Genomic DNA, 17,039 nt, shown 5'->3' on the forward strand with positions numbered 1-17,039 from the left:
TCTAGCCAAAGATGTTTCTGGGTATCGACATCGGCACGTCCGGGGTGAAGGCGGTGGTGATCGCCGCAGACGGCAGCGTCGCCGGTCAGGGCGTGGCTGCACTCTCGGTTTCGCGTCCGCAACCCTTATGGTCCGAGCAGGCGCCGGAAGATTGGTGGGAAGCGACGCAGGCAGCCGTTCGTGCGATCGAGCCAGCCGTGCGGCGCTCCGTACGCGGTATCGGTATTGCGGGGCAGATGCACGGCGCGACCTTACTGGACGCCGCCGACCGGCCGTTGCGCCCCGCCATATTGTGGAATGACGGACGGTCTTACGAGGAATGCGAGGAATTGACGGCGGCGGTGCCGAACCTGCACGCCATTGCCGGCAACCTCGCCATGCCCGGCTTCACCGCGCCTAAGCTGGCCTGGGTCCGCAAGCATGAACCGGCAATCTTCGATCAGATCCGAACTGTGCTCCTACCGAAGGATTATGTCCGGCTGCGCATGACGGGCGAAAAAGCATCGGACATGTCTGACAGCGCTGGCACATTGTGGCTGAACGTCGCCAAACGCGACTGGAGCGACGAGCTGCTCGCCGCGACCGGCCTTACACGCGAGCAGATGCCACAATTGTTCGAGGGCTCGGACATTGCGGGCATGCTGCGGCAGGAGATCGCCGAAAATTGGGGCATGGCACAGGTGCCGGTTGTCGGCGGCGGCGGCGACAATGCTGCCGGTGCGATCGGCGTGGGCGTGGTTTCTGACGGCGACGCGCTGCTTTCGCTCGGGACGTCGGGGGTCATTTTCATCGCGACCGATCGCTTCCGGCCTAATCCTACCCGTGCGGTCCACGCTTTCTGCCACGCTTTGCCCAATATGTGGCATCAGATGTCGGTCCATTTGAGCGCCGCGGCGTGCATCGACTGGGTCGCTCGCCTCACCGGCGCCGCCAGTGCGCCCGAATTGTTCAGCCGTGCGGAGGATGTCGGACCTGCCCGCGGCCAGGAAGTATTCCTGCCTTACCTTTCAGGCGAGCGTACGCCGCACAACGATGCGCTGGTGCGAGGAGCCTTCCTCAACCTCGACAATGACACGAGTGTCGGGACCCTCGCCCAGGCGGTATTGGAAGGCGTTGCCTTTGCGCTAGCGGATGGCCTCGATGCGCTGCGCGATGCGGGCACCGAAGTATCGCAGCTGTCCGTCATCGGCGGCGGAGCGCGCTCGGCTTATTGGGGGCGGATCATCAGCGCGGCGGTCGAAACCCCACTGGTCTACCTGCGCGGCGGCGAAGTCGGCCCCGCATTAGGCGCCGCGCGCCTGGCACAGGTGGCAGTCGACCAAGCCGATCCGCGCATCGTCTGTGCGCCGCCGCCGATAGAAAGAGTAATCGAACCCGATTCCGCCGATGTCGCCTTGCTCGCACCCAAGAAGCAGGCCTTCCGCGCCGCCTATCCCCACATCTCCCCGAAAATGAGAGGCCAGTAATGTCTACCCAACCGAATTATTTCGCCGAGATCGCACCGATCGCCTTCAAGGGCCCGGATTCCACCGACGAGCTTTCCTACCGCTTTTACGACAAGAACCGAATGGTGATGGGCAAGCGGATGGAGGATCATCTCCGCTTCGCCGTCTGCTTCTGGCACACCTTTTCCTGGCCGGGTGCCGACATTTTCGGCGCGGGCACCTTCAATCGTCCGTGGCTGGCCGGAACGATGGACAGCGCAGCAGCGGCGTGGAAGCGCCGCGAGGGTTTCGATTTCATCCAGAAACTCGACGTGCCCTTCTACTGCTTCCACGATGTTGACGTGATGGCGGTCGCGACCAATGCCGCGGAGCATCAGAAATATCTGGCCGAAGCGGTCGACGACCTCGAGCGGCTGCAGGGCGAGACCGGCCGCAAATTGCTATGGGGCACAGCCAACCTGTTCAGCCACCCGCGCTTCGCGTCGGGCGGCGCCACCAACCCCGATCCCGAAGTGTTCGCATTCGGCGCCATGCAGGTGCGTGGCGCGCTCGAGGCGACGCATCGGCTCGGCGGCGCGAACTACGTTCTGTGGGGCGGCCGCGAAGGTTATGAAACCGCGCTCAACACCGATCTCAAGAAGGAGCTCGACCAGCTCGGCCGCTTCCTTACGCTCGTGGTCGAGCACAAGCACAAGATCGGCTTCAATGGTACGATCCTGATCGAGCCGAAGCCGCACGAGCCGACCAAGCATCAATATGATTTCGACACGGCCACCGTGTACGGCTTCCTGAAGCGCTACGGCCTGGAGAATGAGGTCAAGGTCAATATCGAGGCGAACCACGCCACGCTCGCCGGCCATACCTTCGAGCACGAACTGGCGATGGCCAACGCGCTCGGCATCTTCGGCTCGATCGACGCCAATCGCGGCGATCACCAGAATGGTTGGGATACCGATCAATTCCCCAATTCGGTCGAGGAAATGACATTGGCGATGCTTGAAGTGTTCCGCGCCGGTGGCTTCACCGACGGGGGCTTCAATTTCGATTCGAAGGTCCGTCGCCAGAGTGTCGATCCCGCCGATCTGTTCTACGGTCATGTCGGCGCGATCGACGTCATCGCCAAGGGCCTGCTCAACGCCGCGGCTCTGATCGAGGATGGGCGGCTCGATACGTTCAAGAAAGCGCGTTACGCGGGCTGGGATGGCGAAATCGGCCAGGCCGCTGCGACGGGCTCGCTCGCCGATGTCGCCGATCTGGCCATTGCGAAGAACCTCAATCCGCAGCCCAAGTCGGGCGGCCAGGAACGGCTCGAAAATCTGATCAACCGCTTCTGCTACTGAGCAAGCGATAGACATTGCACGTCGGTCGGCCTTGTGCCGGGCGGCGCTGCCATGTTCAGGCGCGTGGCTCGGCATTTTCACGGGCGAAGCCACGCCCGATCGGCCAATATTTCAGCATCATGCTCGCCGATACACGGTGAGGGACGTGGGTGCGCGGCAGCGATTCCATCGATCATTAGCGGCGTCCGCACGCCCGGTATGGCGCCACTCGCCGCATCGGCGGCCGGCAGATCGAGACGCATTCCCCGATGCTGAACTTGCGGATCGTCGAACGCCTCCGCGATCGTGTTGATCGGACCGGCAGGGACCGACGCCCTTTCCAGCGCGGTCAGCAGCGCACGACGATCGAACTGCAATGTCAGTGCCGTTAACCGCCCGATCAGCACGGCTCGGTTTTCGACCCGGAGCGGATTGGTACCGAAAGCAGGATCGCGGCCAAGATCCGGATCCTTCAGCACCTCGCACAATCGCCCGAACTGGCCGTCGTTGCCCACGGCGATGACGACATGGCCGTCACGCACCGGGAACACCTCATAGGGGACGATGCTGGGATGGGCGTTGCCGAGCCGCGACGGTGCGATGCCGGAGACCAGATAATTGAGCGCCTGATTGGCCAGTACGCCCACCTGGCTGTCCATGAGCGCGCAGTCGATCCACGCCCCCTGCCCCGTCTCTTCCCGCCGGCGCAACGCCGCCAGAATGCCGATCGTGGCGTAGAGGCCGGAAAAGATGTCAGCCATGGCGAAGCCGGTCTTGGTCGGCGGACCGTCAGCGTCGCCGGTGATCGACATCGCACCCGCCATGCCCTGGATCAGGAAATCATAGCCCGCGCGCGCCGCATAAGGCCCATCCTGACCAAAGCCAGTGATCGAGGCGTAAATCAGGCGCGGATTGAGCTTCGACAAGCTGGCATGATCGAGGCCGTATTTCGCGAGCCCGCCAACCTTGAAATTCTCGATCAGCACGTCGGCGGACGCTGCAAGCCGCTCGACCAGGGCTCTGCCGTCCTCCGTCGTGAAATCGGCGACGATCGACCTTTTACCGCGATTGCAGGCATGGAAATAAGCCGCGGAGAGATCGCCCCCCTCGGCAGCGGCAACGAATGGCGGCCCCCAGCGGCGCGTATCGTCGCCCTCCGGGCTCTCGACCTTGATCACGTCCGCACCGAGATCGGCCAAGGTCTGGCCTGCCCACGGCCCCGCGAGGATGCGCGCCAATTCCAGCACCTTCAGACCTTCGAGCGGACCCGGCATCGACTTCTCCGTTCCCAAGCGTTCCGGATGGGCCTTTTGTCCACCCCGGAACGAAAAAGCCCCGGAAAGCCATACGACCTTCCGGGGCTTGATCTGGTGGGCGCAGCAGGGATTGAACCTGCGACCCCTGCCGTGTGAAGGCAGTGCTCTACCGCTGAGCTATGCGCCCGTGGGGAGCGCGGTTACCGGGCATGGCATTCCCTGTCCAGCCCAACCCCGCATACTCAGTTGACCGAATCCTTGAGCACCTTGCCCGGCCGAAACTTCGGCTGACTGGTGGCTTTGATGTTCATCGGTTCGCCGGTGCGCGGGTTGCGGCCGGTGGAGGCCTTGCGCCGGCTCACGGAGAAATTGCCGAAGCCCACCATGCGGACCTCCCCGCCCTTCTTGAGCTGCGCGATGATCGTATCGAGCAGCGACTCGATCGCCTTGGCGGCGTCGTTACGTGCGAGCCCGGTTTGCTCGGCGACGGCCGCGATCAGCTCCTGCTTGTTCATGAATCCCCTTTCCCGCCAGCCTGGTCGGATACGCGCGCGAGCGCCCATCTAATGCCAAGCCGGCGGGGGGAGTCAAAGAAAAGCTGATGCTGATTAATGCCGGGCGACGCTCGCGCCCGGATCGGCTGCAACCTGCCCGAGCGGCGGCTCGGTCGCGAGTTCGTCGGCTTCGGTCCACTCGATCGGGACGATGGGCTGGGCGAGCGCGCGCACCAGCACCTCGTCGACATGGCTGACGGGCACGATCTCGAGACCTTCGAGGATGTTGGCCGGAATATCCGCCAGATCCTTTTCGTTTTCTGCCGGGATCAAAACGGTGGTGATGCCACCGCGCAGCGCGGCCAGGAGCTTCTCCTTCAGGCCGCCGATCGGCAGGACGCGGCCCCGCAAGGTGACCTCGCCAGTCATCGCAACGTCGCGGCGCACGGCGATCCCCGTAAGCGTCGAGATCAACGCGGTCACCATACCAATGCCCGCCGACGGCCCGTCCTTTGGCACCGCGCCTTCGGGCAGATGGATATGGACGTCCTTCTTCGCGAAGACGCTGGGCTTGATACCGTATATGGGAGCGCGCGCGCGCAGGAACGACCAGGCTGCCTGGATCGATTCCTGCATCACTTCGCCCAACTTACCGGTCGTCTTGACCTGACCCTTGCCCGGCACGGTGACCGCCTCGATCGTCAGCAATTCTCCGCCGACCTCGGTCCATGCGAGCCCGGTGACCGCGCCGATCTGATCCTCTTCTTCCGATACACCGTAGCGATGCTTGCGCACGCCGGCATAGTCGCCGAGATTCTCGGGCGTGATCGTGACCGCGGTTTCCTTCTTCTCGAGGATCTTGCGCAGCGCCTTGCGCGCGAGCTTGGCGATCTCGCGCTCCAGCGTGCGCACGCCCGCCTCCCGCGTATAATAGCGGATCAGGTCGCGCAGCGCCTCGTCGGTCAGGACAAACTCTTCCGGCTTCAGGCCATGCGCGTCGATCTGCTTCTGAAGCAGATGCTTCTTGGCGATCTCGACCTTCTCGTCCTCGGTATACCCCTCGAGCCGGATGATCTCCATGCGGTCGAGCAACGGCTGCGGCAGGTTCAACGAGTTTGCGGTCGTGACGAACATCACATCCGAAAGATCGACATCGATTTCCAGATAATGGTCCTGGAACTTGTTATTCTGTTCCGGGTCGAGCACCTCCAGCAAAGCCGAGGCCGGGTCGCCACGATAATCCTGGCCGAGCTTGTCGATCTCATCGAGCAGGAACAACGGGTTAGACGTGCCCGCCTTCTTCAGGTTGGTTACGATCTTGCCCGGCAGCGAGCCGATATAGGTGCGGCGATGTCCGCGGATCTCAGCTTCGTCGCGCACCCCGCCGAGCGACTGGCGCACGAATTCGCGACCCGTCGCCTTGGCGATCGAGCGTCCGAGCGAGGTCTTGCCGACGCCGGGCGGCCCGACCAGGCACAGGATCGGACCCTTCAGCTTGTTGGTGCGCGCCTGCACCGCGAGATATTCGATGATCCGGTCCTTGACCTTCTCAAGCGCGTAATGGTCCTCGTCCAGCACCGCCTGCGCGGCGGCGATGTCCTTCTTGATCTTGGACTTCTTGCCCCATGGCAGGCCGAGCAGCACGTCGAGATAATTGCGCACGACCGTGGCTTCGGCCGACATCGGCGCCATCGTCCGCAGCTTCTTCACCTCGGCGGTTGCCTTGGCGCGCGCCTCCTTGGACAGCTTGAGGTTCGCGATCTTCTGGGTGAGTTCGGCGATCTCGTCGCCGCCCTCGTCACCCTCGGTCGTGCCGAGCTCGCGCTGGATCGCCTTCAACTGCTCGTTGAGGTAATATTCGCGCTGGGTCTTTTCCATCTGCCGCTTCACACGACTACGGATTTTCTTCTCGACCTGCAGCGCCCCAAGCTCGCCCTCCATGAAGGCAAAGGCCATCTCCAGCCGCTTGGCGGGATCGTTCTCGACCAGCATTGCCTGCTTGTCGGAGACCTTGACGGAAATATTACCCGCGACCGCATCGGCCAGCCGCGCCGGATCCTCGATTTCCGCCAGTTGCCCCGGTAGTTCATCGGGCAATTTGCGGTTGAGCTGGGCATAGCGTTCGAACTGGTCGGCGACCGAGCGCATCAGCGCCTTGACCTCATCCGATGCGGGATCGGCTTCGCCGTCGCCGAGCAGCTCGATCTCAGCCGTAAGATGCGTGGCACCCGCCTCCAGACTCGTCATGCGCGCCCGCTGCTTGCCTTCCACCAGCACTCGCACGGTGCCGTCGGGCAGCTTGAGCAGCTGCAGCACAGTGGCTGTAACGCCGATGTCGAACAGCGAGTTCGCATCGGGATCGTCTTCGGCCGGATCCATCTGGGACAACAGGAATATGGTCTTGTCCGCTGCCATCGCGCTTTCCAGCGCGGCCACCGACTTATCGCGGCCGACGAACAGAGGAACGATCATTTGCGGGAAGACGACGATGTCGCGCAGCGGCAATACGGGGAAAGCTTCGGTCATGAACACTCCGGCGCCGCGATCGATATGCGGCAGTCACCCACCATATGGTGAGTTTGGCCGGGTGATCAACGGCTGCCGGGACGCAGCGTGAAACGCACGCGCCGCCGCCGAAAATCCAGTGAAACGCGTCTGAACCCTTCGAGTATGTCGGTGCCCAGCATGATTGCCGGCTCCTTCTCCAGCCCGAACAATTTGAAGGGGGGTACGTCGACGAACGCGATCGTCACGCGCTGAAACAGGAGTGATCCGATGCGGATTTCAGGCACCTGCACCAGATCGGCAATGATCGATTCCCCGGTTACGCTCATCAGGCTGGCGGTGCGAAAAGCGACCCGGCTGCCCCGCAGCAGCCTGGCGCGCAAAGCGCTATTGCCGACCGTGATTTCGGTCCCGGTATCGATTACCGCGGCAACCGCGGCGCCGCCTACAACCGCCTGTGTCAGGATCAGCTGCCCTTTGCGGCGCCGCGCGACCACCACCACCTCGTCCGGCCCCGCAGCGAGCTCGGAGCGATGCGTGTCCTGAACCGTGATCCGTTTATGCTCGAAATCGATGTTGAGCCGCTGATCGGCAAGTGCATCAATCCCCAGCAAACCCTGCGCGGCAAGAAAGCGCTCCGGCAGCGGCGGGGCGGCAATATCGTGGACCTCGCTGCTGCCGACCCGCAGGCTGTCGATTCGCACGGTGGGTGTCAGTTTCGCCCCGCTCATGCTGTTGAGCATCACCGGCGGTCCCAGCGGAAGCCCGAGCCTTTGCGCCAACGCTTCACCGATCACGGTGCGGTCTGCCCCGCTGTCGACGAAGAAACCGAATGGGCCTTTCCTGTTCACCTCCACGTCGATCAGCATGCGCGTGTTGATCTGCATGGCCGCGACACTGTCGCCGGTCACCTCCAGTGAGTCGTCGATCGTGGCGGGTTTGATGAAGGGTTGTTCGGGCGACACGGCTGCCGCGGCAGGGGGCGTTGCTGGCGACGGTGCAGGCGTCTGCGCCGACGCACCGGCTGTGGCGAAGCAGATCAGGGCAACGAGAGCATTCCGTATCACGGACGTATCTCCTGCAGCGCCAACCTGGCCATATCATTCTCCCCGCGGCCGTCCCTTATGGTTCGTGCCTCACGCGATTATCTTCGCGTTGCGTTTTTCACTTAGCAGCATTGCCGAACAGGGCCAAAGCGGTACTAACGCGCTGGCCATCGCCGGGCGCTTTGGCTGTCCGGTAAGCGCTCCCGTGTTGGGCTGGCACTACTGCCGATCCATCCTCACTCGACCGTGACGCTCTTAGCCAGATTGCGCGGCTGATCGACATCGGTGCCCTTGAGTACCGCCACATGGTAAGCGAGCAGCTGCACCGGAATTGCGTAGACCAGCGGCGCGATCAGCGGATGGACCTTGGGCATCGTGATTGTCGCCAGGCATCCGTCCCCTGCCGCAGCAACTCCGTCATAGTCCGAGATTAGCACGACCTTGCCGCCGCGCGCCTGCACTTCCTGCATGTTCGATACGGTCTTGTCGAACAGCGGTCCCGAAGGCGCGATGACGATGATCGGGACAGCCTCGTCGATTAGGGCGATCGGCCCATGCTTCATCTCGCCGGCGGCATAGCCTTCGGCGTGGATATAGCTGATCTCCTTGAGCTTGAGCGCGCCTTCCAGCGCCAGCGGATAATCCGGTCCGCGGCCGAGATAGAGAACGTCGCGCGCGGCGGCGACATGGTGCGCCATCGCCTGGATCGCCTCGTCATAAGCCAGTGCGCCATTGAGCGCGGCCGGCGCCTCTGCAAGATGGCGCACGATCCCGCGTTCCTCGTCCCGGCTCAGGCGTCCCTTGGCGCGCGCGAGATTGACCGCAAGTGCGGCCAGGACCGCGAGTTGGCACGTGAAGGCCTTGGTCGAGGCGACGCCGATTTCCGGCCCGGCATGGGTCGACAATAGGAGATCGGCCTCACGCGCCATCGTCGAGGTAGGGACATTAACCACCACCGCGATCTTTTGGCCTTCGGCGCGCGCGTGGCGCAGCGCCGCCAGTGTGTCGGCGGTTTCGCCCGACTGGCTGATGAACAGGGCGAGCCCGCCGGGCTCCAGCACCGGCGCGCGATAGCGGAACTCACTCGCCACATCGACGTCGACGGGCACGCGCGCAAACTGTTCGAACCAATATTTGGCGACCATGCCGGCGTAGAAGCTGGTGCCGCAAGCGACGATCGTGATCCGCTTGACCGAAGCGAGATCGAAATCCTCGGTCGGCATCGAAACCGATTCCTCCAGCCGGCGGAGGTACGAGCGCAGCGTCTGCGCGACCACGATCGGCTGCTCGTAAATCTCCTTGAGCATGAAGTGGCGATGATTGCCCTTCGTCAGTTCGATGTCGGTCGCCCCCGATTCGACGATTGGCCGCTCGACCGGTGCATCATGCGCATCGAAGATCTGCGCGCCGTCGCGGGTGATGACGACCCAATCACCTTCTTCGAGATAGCAGATGTGTTGCGTCAACGGCGCGAGCGCGAGCGCATCGGAACCGAGATAGGTTTCGCCGTCGCCAAACCCCACGACCAGCGGCGAGCCGAGCCGTGCGCCGATCAGCAGATCCGGATGCTGGCGAAACAAGATGGCGAGCGCGAAGGCACCATGTAACCGCTTGAGCACGGCAGCGACGGCAGCGGCGGGTTCCGCACCCTGCTCCACCTGCTCGGACACGAGGTGGGCGACAACTTCAGTATCGGTCTGGCTGGTAAAGATGCGCCCGCGAGCCTGCAGCTCCTCGCGCAGCACCTTGAAGTTCTCGATGATGCCGTTGTGGACGACGGCAACCTCTTCCGTAGCGTGGGGGTGGGCATTGTCTTCGGTCGGCGCGCCATGCGTCGCCCAGCGGGTATGGGCGATACCGGTAGTGCCCGGCAGCGGCGCGTCACGCAGCACGGCGGCAAGATTGTCGAGCTTTCCGGGCGCCCGACGGCGATCGATCACGCCATCATGATCGGTGGCGATCCCAGCGGAATCATAGCCGCGATATTCCAGCCGCCGCAGCCCGCTTAACAGTCGTCCGCAGACCTCTTCCTTACCGACGATTCCGATGATGCCGCACACGTTTCAGCGCTCCTTCAACCAATCGCCGGGCCCAAGCGCCTAACGCGGTTGCACGAAGCTGAACAGACTGCGTCAGTCCTTCTTGCTGCGCGCGCGGAAGCGCGCCGCCCAGCCTTCGCGATTCTGCTGCGTACCCCGGGCCACCGCCAGTGCGTCGGCAGGCACGTCGCTGGTTACGACCGATCCGGCGGCAACGATCGCCCCGTCACCGATCGTGACGGGGGCCACCAAAGCGCTATTCGAGCCGATGAACGCGCCCGCGCCGATCCGGGTCGGATATTTGCCGAAGCCGTCATAATTGCAGGTGATGGTACCGGCGCCGATATTGGTCCCCGCCCCGACCTCCGCATCGCCGATATAGGTGAGATGGTTCGCCTTGGCGCCCTGCCCCAGCCGCGCCTTCTTGATCTCCACGAAATTCCCGACATGCGCGCCCGCGCCGATCTCGGCGCCGGGACGAAGCCGGGCATAGGGACCGACGATCGCGCCGCTGGCGACGGTCGCGCCTTCGATGTGGCAGAAGGCATGGATGACGACATTGTCGGCGATGGTCACGCCTGGACCGAATACGACGTTGGGGCCGATAGTTACGTCGCGGCCGATAACGGTGTCGGCGGCGAACCAGACGGTCTCCGGCGCCGTCAGGCTGGCACCGTCCGCCATTGCTCGCCCGCGTCGCCGCTTTTGCCAGATCGCTTCGAGCTCGGCCAGCTCGGCGCGGCTGTTGACGCCGGCGACCTCGTCCGCAGCGGTTTCGATCACTGCGGAATGCAGGCCCTCCCCCGCAGCCAGCATGACAATGTCGGGCAGATAATATTCGCCGGCGGCATTGGCGTTCCCAACCTTCGCGAGCAGCCGCCACAGATCGGCCGCGCGCACCGCCATCAGGCCGGAATTGCAGAGGTCTATTGCGCGCTCCTCGATACTCGCATCCTTATGCTCGACCATCTTGAGGATGCGGCCGTGCTCCGCAACGATGCGGCCATAGGTTAAGGTCTCCGCAGGCCGGAAGCCGAGCACGACCACGGTCGGCGCATCCTCCTCGTGAAGCCGCTGCACCATGCGCGCCATCGTCTCGCTCGAGACCAGCGGCACGTCTCCATAAAGGACCAGCACGTCCCCCTCGAAGCCCGCAAGCGCGGTTTCCGCTTGCCGCACCGCATGGGCCGTGCCGAGCTGCTCCGCCTGCACCGCCACCGCGAGACCGCGCGGGGTGGCGAAAGCCTCGACCTGCGCGCGTCCGGCACCGGTTATGATCACCGTGTGCGTCGCCCCAAGCGCTGCGACCGCATCCACCAGATGGCCAAGCATCGGCTTGCCCGCCAGCGGATGAAGCACCTTATGAAGATCGGATTTCATGCGCGTGCCTGTGCCGGCGGCAAGGATGATCGCGGCGAGCGGCGTGTCGGTCATGAGGCGGCGCTTTGCCATGTTCCGCTTGCGCAGGCCATATCCATGGGTAAGGGCGCCGCCATGGGGCGAATTGCGTTCGATATTGTCGTGTTCGACCTCGACGGGACGCTCGTTGACACCGCGTCCGATCTTGCCGCCGCGCTCAATCATGCGCTTGGCGCACTCGGCCGGCCGTCCATCCCTGAAGCGCAGGTGCGCAGCATGGTCGGGCATGGGGTGCGGGCGCTGATACATAATGGCCTGGCCGCGACCGGCGAAGCGAGCGAGGCGCTGGTAGACGAGGGTTTCCCGATCTTCCTTGCTTATTACCAGGCGCATATCGCCGACCGAAGCCGCCCGTTCGCCGGTGTCGAAGCGGCACTGAGTGCGCTCGAAAGCGAAGGCATCAAGCTGGCCATTTGCACCAACAAGCTCGAAGACTTGACCCGTAAGCTGATTGCCGCGCTCGGCTGGGCAGGCAGGTTCGCCGCAATCGTCGGCGGCGATACCCTGCCCCAACGCAAGCCCGATCCCGCGCCGGTGCGCGAAGCGATCGCACGGGCCGGCGGTGGACGCGCCGCCTTCGTGGGCGATTCGATCAGCGACACCGATGCAGCACGCGCAGCCGGAATAGCGTGCGTCGCCGTGACGTTTGGCTTCTCCGACTGCGCGCCTGAGCAACTCGGCGCCACGACGCTGATCGACCATTTCGATACGCTCGTTCCGACGCTGGAACGGCTGGGCTGAGATGGCGCTGCCGCGCTTCACTCGGTTCGGCGCTGGGCCGATCGCCGAAAGCAAGCCGGCGATCGTGGATCCGTCCAACAGCTTGATCGAGGCCATCACCGAGCCGCTGCTGCTGCTGGACGGCTTTCACATCAGCCACGCCAATGCAGCGGCGCGCGCGCTGTTGGGCGAGCATATTGTTGGCGATTATGTTCGACTCGCCTTGCGCCATCCCGCGGCCGCGCCCGTGCTGAGCGGCGACGAGGATGGACCGGTAACGCTTAACGGGCTCGGCGGGCATGACCGGCTGTGGGAATTGAGCGCGGGCGAGATCCGCCCCGGCAGGCGCCTGCTGCGCCTGACCGATCGCAGCGCTCAGCGCGCGGCCGAGCAGATGCGCGTCGATTTCGTCGCCAATGCCAGCCACGAATTACGGACGCCGCTGGCGTCCTTGATCGGTTTCATCGAGACGTTGGAGGAGGCGAACGGCCCGGAAGATGCGGACACGCGGCTCCGCTTCCTGTCGATTATGGAGGGAGAGGCGCGCCGCATGCAGCGCCTCATCGACGACCTCATGTCCTTGTCGCGGATCGAGGCCGATCGTTATTATCCGCCGAAGGACAGGGTCAATGTGGCGGCGCTGCTGCGCGAGGTCGCCGAGGAATATGTGCCCCGGCGCGATGGCGACCGTCTGTCGGTCGAGGCGCCGAAGAAGACGGTTGTGATCGGCGACCGCGGCCAACTTCGCCAACTGATCCACAACATCATCAGCAATGCTTTCAAATATGGCCGCGCCGGAACCCCGGTGCGGGCGATGCTGAGTGTCAGCTCGGGCATTGCACGGCTGAGCGTACGCGACGAAGGTGAAGGTATCGGGCCCGAGCATCTGCCGCGGCTGACCGAACGCTTCTACCGCGCCGATCCGGGGCGCAGCCGTGCGATCGGCGGAACCGGCCTCGGCCTCGCCATCGTCAAGCACATCATCGAGCGCCATCGCGGCAAGCTCGATATCGCGAGCATCGTCGGCGTGGGAACGACCGTTTCGGTCGAGCTTCCCATCGCCCCGCCTTCAATGTCATAAAAGTGACGCCAAGGTGTCGCATGGCGGGCCCGAGGAGTGAATATGGCGACCAGCGGGCACACGGTTAAGGCATTCGACGAGGATCTCGGCGAATTGCGCGCGCTCGTCGCCGAAATGGGCGGCCTGGCCGAAGCAGCCATCGACGGCGCCGTTCAGGCACTCACCAGGCGCGATCTGGAAGCTGCCGCACGCATCGTGCAAGCGGACAAGCGGATCGATGCGATCGAGCATGAGGTTGAGCGCCGCGTTGTCCGCCTTATCGCGCTGCGCGCGCCGCTCGCGGATGATCTGCGCGAAGTGATCGCCGCCTTGAAGATTGCCGGCGTGATTGAGCGGATCGGCGATTATGCCAAGAATATCGCCAAGCGTGTTCCGCTGCTTCAGGACATGCGGGGCATCGAGCCACTGGCGATCCTCCCGGCCATGGCCCGCGCCGCCTCAGAGATGGTTCATGACGTCCTCAACGCCTTCGCGGCGCGGGACGCCGAAGCGGCGCGCGAGGTCAGCGTACGCGATCGCGAAGTCGATGATCTCTATGACAGCCTGTTCCGGGCCCTGCTGACCTACATGATGGAAAATCCGAGCAACATCGGTGCGTCCACGCACCTGTTGTTCATCGCCAAGAATATCGAACGGATCGGCGATCACGCCACCAACGCTGCCGAGATGATCTATTATGCCGCAACCGGCGAGCAGATGCCCGAACGTGCGCGGGGTGCCGATGCGTTGGCTCCCGCTGTCTGAAGCCATGGCCGGCGCCCGCATTCTCCTTGTCGAGGACGACGAGGCCCTCGCCGAATTGCTGACATGGCATCTCCGGCGCGAGGGGCATGTGGTCGAGCATACCGGCGATGGCGAGGAAGCCTTGCTGCTCGCCGCAGAAGGGCCGCCGGACATCGTGCTGCTCGACTGGATGATCGAGGGCCTGTCCGGGATCGAGGTCTGCCGCCGGCTGCGCCGCGCGGGTGATACGGCGAACGTACCGATCATCATGCTGACCGCGCGTGGCGAGGAAGAAGACCGCATCCGCGGGCTGGAAACCGGCGCGGACGATTATGTGACCAAGCCGTTCAGCCCGCGCGAACTGGTGGCGCGCGTTGCCGCCGTGCTGCGGCGGGTGCGCCCGGCCCTGGCAGGCGAACGGCTGGCTTATTCGGGCATCGAGATGGATATCGCCGACCATAAGGTGCGCCGCGACGGCATCGCGCTCGCTCTCGGGCCGACGGAATTTCGGTTGCTGCGCCACTTTATGGAGCATCCCGGCCGGGTTTTCTCGCGCGAGCGGTTGCTCGATTCGGTGTGGGGCCGCGACAGCGATATCGAGCCGCGCACGGTGGACGTCCATATCCGCAGGCTGCGCAAGGCGATCAACCTCGGCAACCAGCCCGATCTGATCCGCACCGTGCGCTCCGCAGGCTACGCGCTCGATTCCGAGAGCACCGCCTGATCGTCAGAGGTGTATTGCGACAGCAACACGGCTCTGCTATTCTCCCGTCGCAGGGAGAGACAAATGTACAGCGAATCCGATATCGAAGCGGCGGTGGCGAGCGGCGCGATCACGCCTGCAGCCGCGGCCGCGCTCCGCGAAAGCGTTGCCCAGGCGAGTTCGACCTCGTCGGTTGATGAGGAGAGCTTTCGCCTGATCACGGGCTTCAACGACATCTTCGTCACGATAGCGGCGATCCTGCTGTTGGTCGCGATCGGATGGATCGGATTCACGGTCGCCGTGCCGCAAGAGTGGAGCGGCAGCGACGAGGAGAGCGCGCGTCGTCTGGCACATGGATTACTGGTGGCCGGCGCACTGGTCGCGGCGGCGAGCTGGGGGCTTGCCGAATATTTTACGAGGAAGCGTCGCATGGCGCTTCCCAGCATCATCCTGCTCGGTACGTTCGTCTACGCGACCGCGGCCGCTTTGGGCGGCGCGCTCGGTTCCGTCTTTTCGTTGGCGAACAATGATCGCGTCGGCTCTGTCGTTTTCGCGGCGATAGGGCTGCTGACGGCGGGCGCGGCCTGGCTGCATTGGCGTCGCTTCCACGTGCCGATCACGATCGCGGCGCTCACCGGCGCCCTGGTATTCGCGCTCGTGAGCCTCTTCATGGCCGCCTTCCCCGCCGCGCGCGATTATTGGCTGTGGATCATGCTGCTCGGTGGCTTGTCCGTCTTCGCCTTCGCGATGTGGTGGGACATGTCCGACCGCCAGCGCCAGACGCGGCGTTCCGACGTCGCCTTCTGGCTGCATCTCTCAGCTGCTCCGATGATCGCCCACCCGGTGTTCAACCTGCTCGGTGTGTTCGACGGACAGATCGGCGCGGCGAAGGCGTTTGTGGTTCTGATACTTTATGTCGCATTCGGCATAATCGCGCTCGCGGTTGACCGTCGTGCGCTTCTGGTATCGTCGCTGATCTACGTTCTCAGCGCGCTTGCGGAGCTGTTCCGGCAAGCGGGAGCGGTCAGCCTCAATATCGCGCTCACCGCGCTGGTCATCGGCTCTGCACTGCTGCTGCTATCGGCTTTCTGGCACAATGTGCGGCGGATGGTGGTGACGGCACTGCCGGAGGATTTGCAGGCAAGACTGCCAGCGCTCGACCGGGCCGTGGTGGTCACGCCGCGCGCGGCAATATGAACCCCCGGGCTCCGACTTCGCCCCTGTTCGGGTCGGCGCTATTTCTCGACTAGCTTGAGCAGCTTGCGCTCGACCGGCGCCAGCACCGGTCCGAGTTCGTGGCCGCGCTTAAGGACCACGCCATTCTCTGCGATCAGCGCCCACTCGCCCTGGCGCTGGCGCAGGGACGGACGCTTCTCGATGCGATATTCGGGGCGCTCGGCGGCACGCCGGAAGCAGGCGAAGATCGCGGCCTCCTTGCCGAACTGGATGGCGTAATCGCGCCAATGGCCGGCAGTGACCATCCTTCCATAAAGATCGAGGATACGCTGCAATTCCATCCGGTCGAACGCCACCTGGAGCGGCGCACGGGCGGGGAAGGGCGTGACGATGCCCATCAGGCGGACTGGCGGCCCGTCTTGTTGGGAGAGCCGGCGTCGCGCTCATCGATCAGCTTGGCGAGCTTGCCACGTAAGGTTTCAACTTCACAGCGCAGCAGTTCGAGCTGCTGGGTTTGCGGGTCGTACCGCTCGCTGCAAGGCGTTCCGTAGGGGACGAAGCTATTATAGCTCCCCGCGTCCACCAGCGTCGGCCGCGCCGGTATTCCGACCATGGTCGCGCCTTCGGGTACGTCCCGCGTCACCACCGCGTTGGCACCAATTCGCGCACCCCGCGCGACGGTGATCGGCCCTAACACCTGCGCGCCCGAGCCGATGATGACGTCATCGTCGATCGTCGGGTGGCGCTTGCCGCCGATGCCGTCGGTGGGATTGGTCCCGCCAAGCGTCACATTCTGATAGATCGTCACATTGTCGCCGATCCGCGCCGTCTCGCCGATCACAATGAAGCCGTGATCGATGAACAGGTTCTCACCGATCTTCGCGCCCGGATGAATGTCGATCGCGGTCAGGAAGCGCGAAAGATGGTTGATCAGACGCGCGAGGAAATAGAGCTCACCGTTGAACAACCAGTGAGCGACGCGATGCAAGCCGACGGCAAGCACGCCTGGATACAACAAGATTTCCCACCGCGAGCGCGGTGCCGGATCGCGTGCCTTGATCGAATCGAGGTAAGCGATGAGTTCGCGCTTCATCGTGTGACTCCCTGAAGGCA

At 64.1% G+C, this 17,039-nt stretch carries 15 protein-coding genes and 1 tRNA gene; 7 read left to right on the forward strand and 9 right to left on the reverse strand.

Features of this window, described 5'->3' with window-relative positions; translation table 11 throughout:
* The first annotated feature begins 11 nt into the window (after positions 1-11).
* Complete coding sequence (gene xylB / locus DX905_RS02435; protein WP_116089909.1) at positions 12-1,466, forward strand: xylulokinase; 1,455 nt, start codon at positions 12-14, stop codon at positions 1,464-1,466.
* Complete coding sequence (xylA, locus tag DX905_RS02440) at positions 1,466-2,785, forward strand: xylose isomerase (RefSeq protein WP_116089910.1); 1,320 nt, start codon at positions 1,466-1,468, stop codon at positions 2,783-2,785. The genes xylB and xylA overlap by 1 nt, the downstream gene beginning before the upstream one ends.
* 77 nt (positions 2,786-2,862) lie before the next feature.
* Here the strand turns inward: xylA and DX905_RS02445 are convergent, their stop codons facing one another.
* From DX905_RS02445 to glmU, 7 genes are all read right to left on the reverse strand, one after another.
* Entirely contained in the window at positions 2,863-4,038 is a 1,176-nt protein-coding gene (locus tag DX905_RS02445) for a CaiB/BaiF CoA transferase family protein (RefSeq protein ID WP_116089911.1), read from the reverse strand.
* 94 nt (positions 4,039-4,132) lie between these two features.
* Positions 4,133-4,207: transfer RNA gene (locus DX905_RS02450), tRNA-Val, on the reverse strand.
* A gap of 55 nt (positions 4,208-4,262) precedes the next feature.
* The gene (locus DX905_RS02455) at positions 4,263-4,583 is read right to left on the reverse strand and encodes an HU family DNA-binding protein (protein ID WP_162875421.1); all 321 of its coding nucleotides are present in this window, start codon (positions 4,581-4,583) and stop codon (positions 4,263-4,265) included.
* Positions 4,584-4,628: 45 nt separating this feature from the next.
* On the reverse strand, positions 4,629-7,040 hold the full coding sequence (lon, locus tag DX905_RS02460) for an endopeptidase La (protein ID WP_116089913.1): 2,412 nt from the start codon (positions 7,038-7,040) through the stop codon (positions 4,629-4,631).
* A 65-nt stretch (positions 7,041-7,105) separates the two neighbouring features.
* Positions 7,106-8,086, reverse strand: a complete 981-nt coding sequence (locus DX905_RS02465; protein ID WP_162875422.1) for a retropepsin-like aspartic protease — start codon at positions 8,084-8,086, stop codon at positions 7,106-7,108.
* Positions 8,087-8,301: 215 nt separating this feature from the next.
* Positions 8,302-10,125: a glutamine--fructose-6-phosphate transaminase (isomerizing) gene (gene glmS / locus DX905_RS02470; protein ID WP_116089915.1), complete on the reverse strand. Its 1,824-nt coding sequence runs from the start codon at positions 10,123-10,125 to the stop codon at positions 8,302-8,304.
* A gap of 72 nt (positions 10,126-10,197) precedes the next feature.
* The gene (gene glmU / locus DX905_RS02475; RefSeq protein ID WP_116092269.1) at positions 10,198-11,538 is read right to left on the reverse strand and encodes a bifunctional UDP-N-acetylglucosamine diphosphorylase/glucosamine-1-phosphate N-acetyltransferase GlmU; all 1,341 of its coding nucleotides are present in this window, start codon (positions 11,536-11,538) and stop codon (positions 10,198-10,200) included.
* A gap of 42 nt (positions 11,539-11,580) precedes the next feature.
* Here glmU and gph point away from each other — a divergent pair, with 42 nt between their 5' ends.
* The 5 genes from gph to DX905_RS02500 all read left to right on the forward strand — a co-directional run bounded on the left by gph (position 11,581) and on the right by DX905_RS02500 (position 15,947).
* Positions 11,581-12,264, forward strand: a complete 684-nt coding sequence (gph, locus tag DX905_RS02480; protein ID WP_240320687.1) for a phosphoglycolate phosphatase — start codon at positions 11,581-11,583, stop codon at positions 12,262-12,264.
* Between the two features lies 1 nt (position 12,265).
* Positions 12,266-13,324 carry a sensor histidine kinase gene (locus tag DX905_RS02485; protein WP_116089917.1) on the forward strand — a complete coding sequence of 353 codons (1,059 nt, stop codon included), beginning with the start codon at positions 12,266-12,268 and terminating at the stop codon, positions 13,322-13,324.
* A gap of 42 nt (positions 13,325-13,366) precedes the next feature.
* The gene (phoU, locus tag DX905_RS02490) at positions 13,367-14,068 is read left to right on the forward strand and encodes a phosphate signaling complex protein PhoU (RefSeq protein ID WP_116089918.1); all 702 of its coding nucleotides are present in this window, start codon (positions 13,367-13,369) and stop codon (positions 14,066-14,068) included.
* Between the two features lie 4 nt (positions 14,069-14,072).
* Positions 14,073-14,771, forward strand: coding sequence for a phosphate regulon transcriptional regulator PhoB (phoB, locus tag DX905_RS02495; RefSeq protein WP_116089919.1), 699 nt, complete (start codon positions 14,073-14,075; stop codon positions 14,769-14,771).
* A gap of 63 nt (positions 14,772-14,834) precedes the next feature.
* Positions 14,835-15,947, forward strand: coding sequence for a hypothetical protein (locus DX905_RS02500; RefSeq protein WP_116089920.1), 1,113 nt, complete (start codon positions 14,835-14,837; stop codon positions 15,945-15,947).
* Positions 15,948-15,985: 38 nt separating this feature from the next.
* Here the strand turns inward: DX905_RS02500 and DX905_RS02505 are convergent, their stop codons facing one another.
* Both DX905_RS02505 and epsC read right to left on the reverse strand, forming a co-directional pair.
* The gene (locus DX905_RS02505) at positions 15,986-16,324 is read right to left on the reverse strand and encodes a DUF2794 domain-containing protein (protein ID WP_116089921.1); all 339 of its coding nucleotides are present in this window, start codon (positions 16,322-16,324) and stop codon (positions 15,986-15,988) included.
* The gene (gene epsC, locus DX905_RS02510) at positions 16,324-17,019 is read right to left on the reverse strand and encodes a serine O-acetyltransferase EpsC (protein ID WP_116089922.1); all 696 of its coding nucleotides are present in this window, start codon (positions 17,017-17,019) and stop codon (positions 16,324-16,326) included. The genes DX905_RS02505 and epsC overlap by 1 nt, the downstream gene beginning before the upstream one ends.
* Between the last annotated feature and the right edge of the window lie 20 nt (positions 17,020-17,039).

Source organism: Sphingomonas crusticola, from assembly GCF_003391115.1.
In the GTDB taxonomy this organism is placed as follows: domain Bacteria; phylum Pseudomonadota; class Alphaproteobacteria; order Sphingomonadales; family Sphingomonadaceae; genus Sphingomonas_I; species Sphingomonas_I crusticola.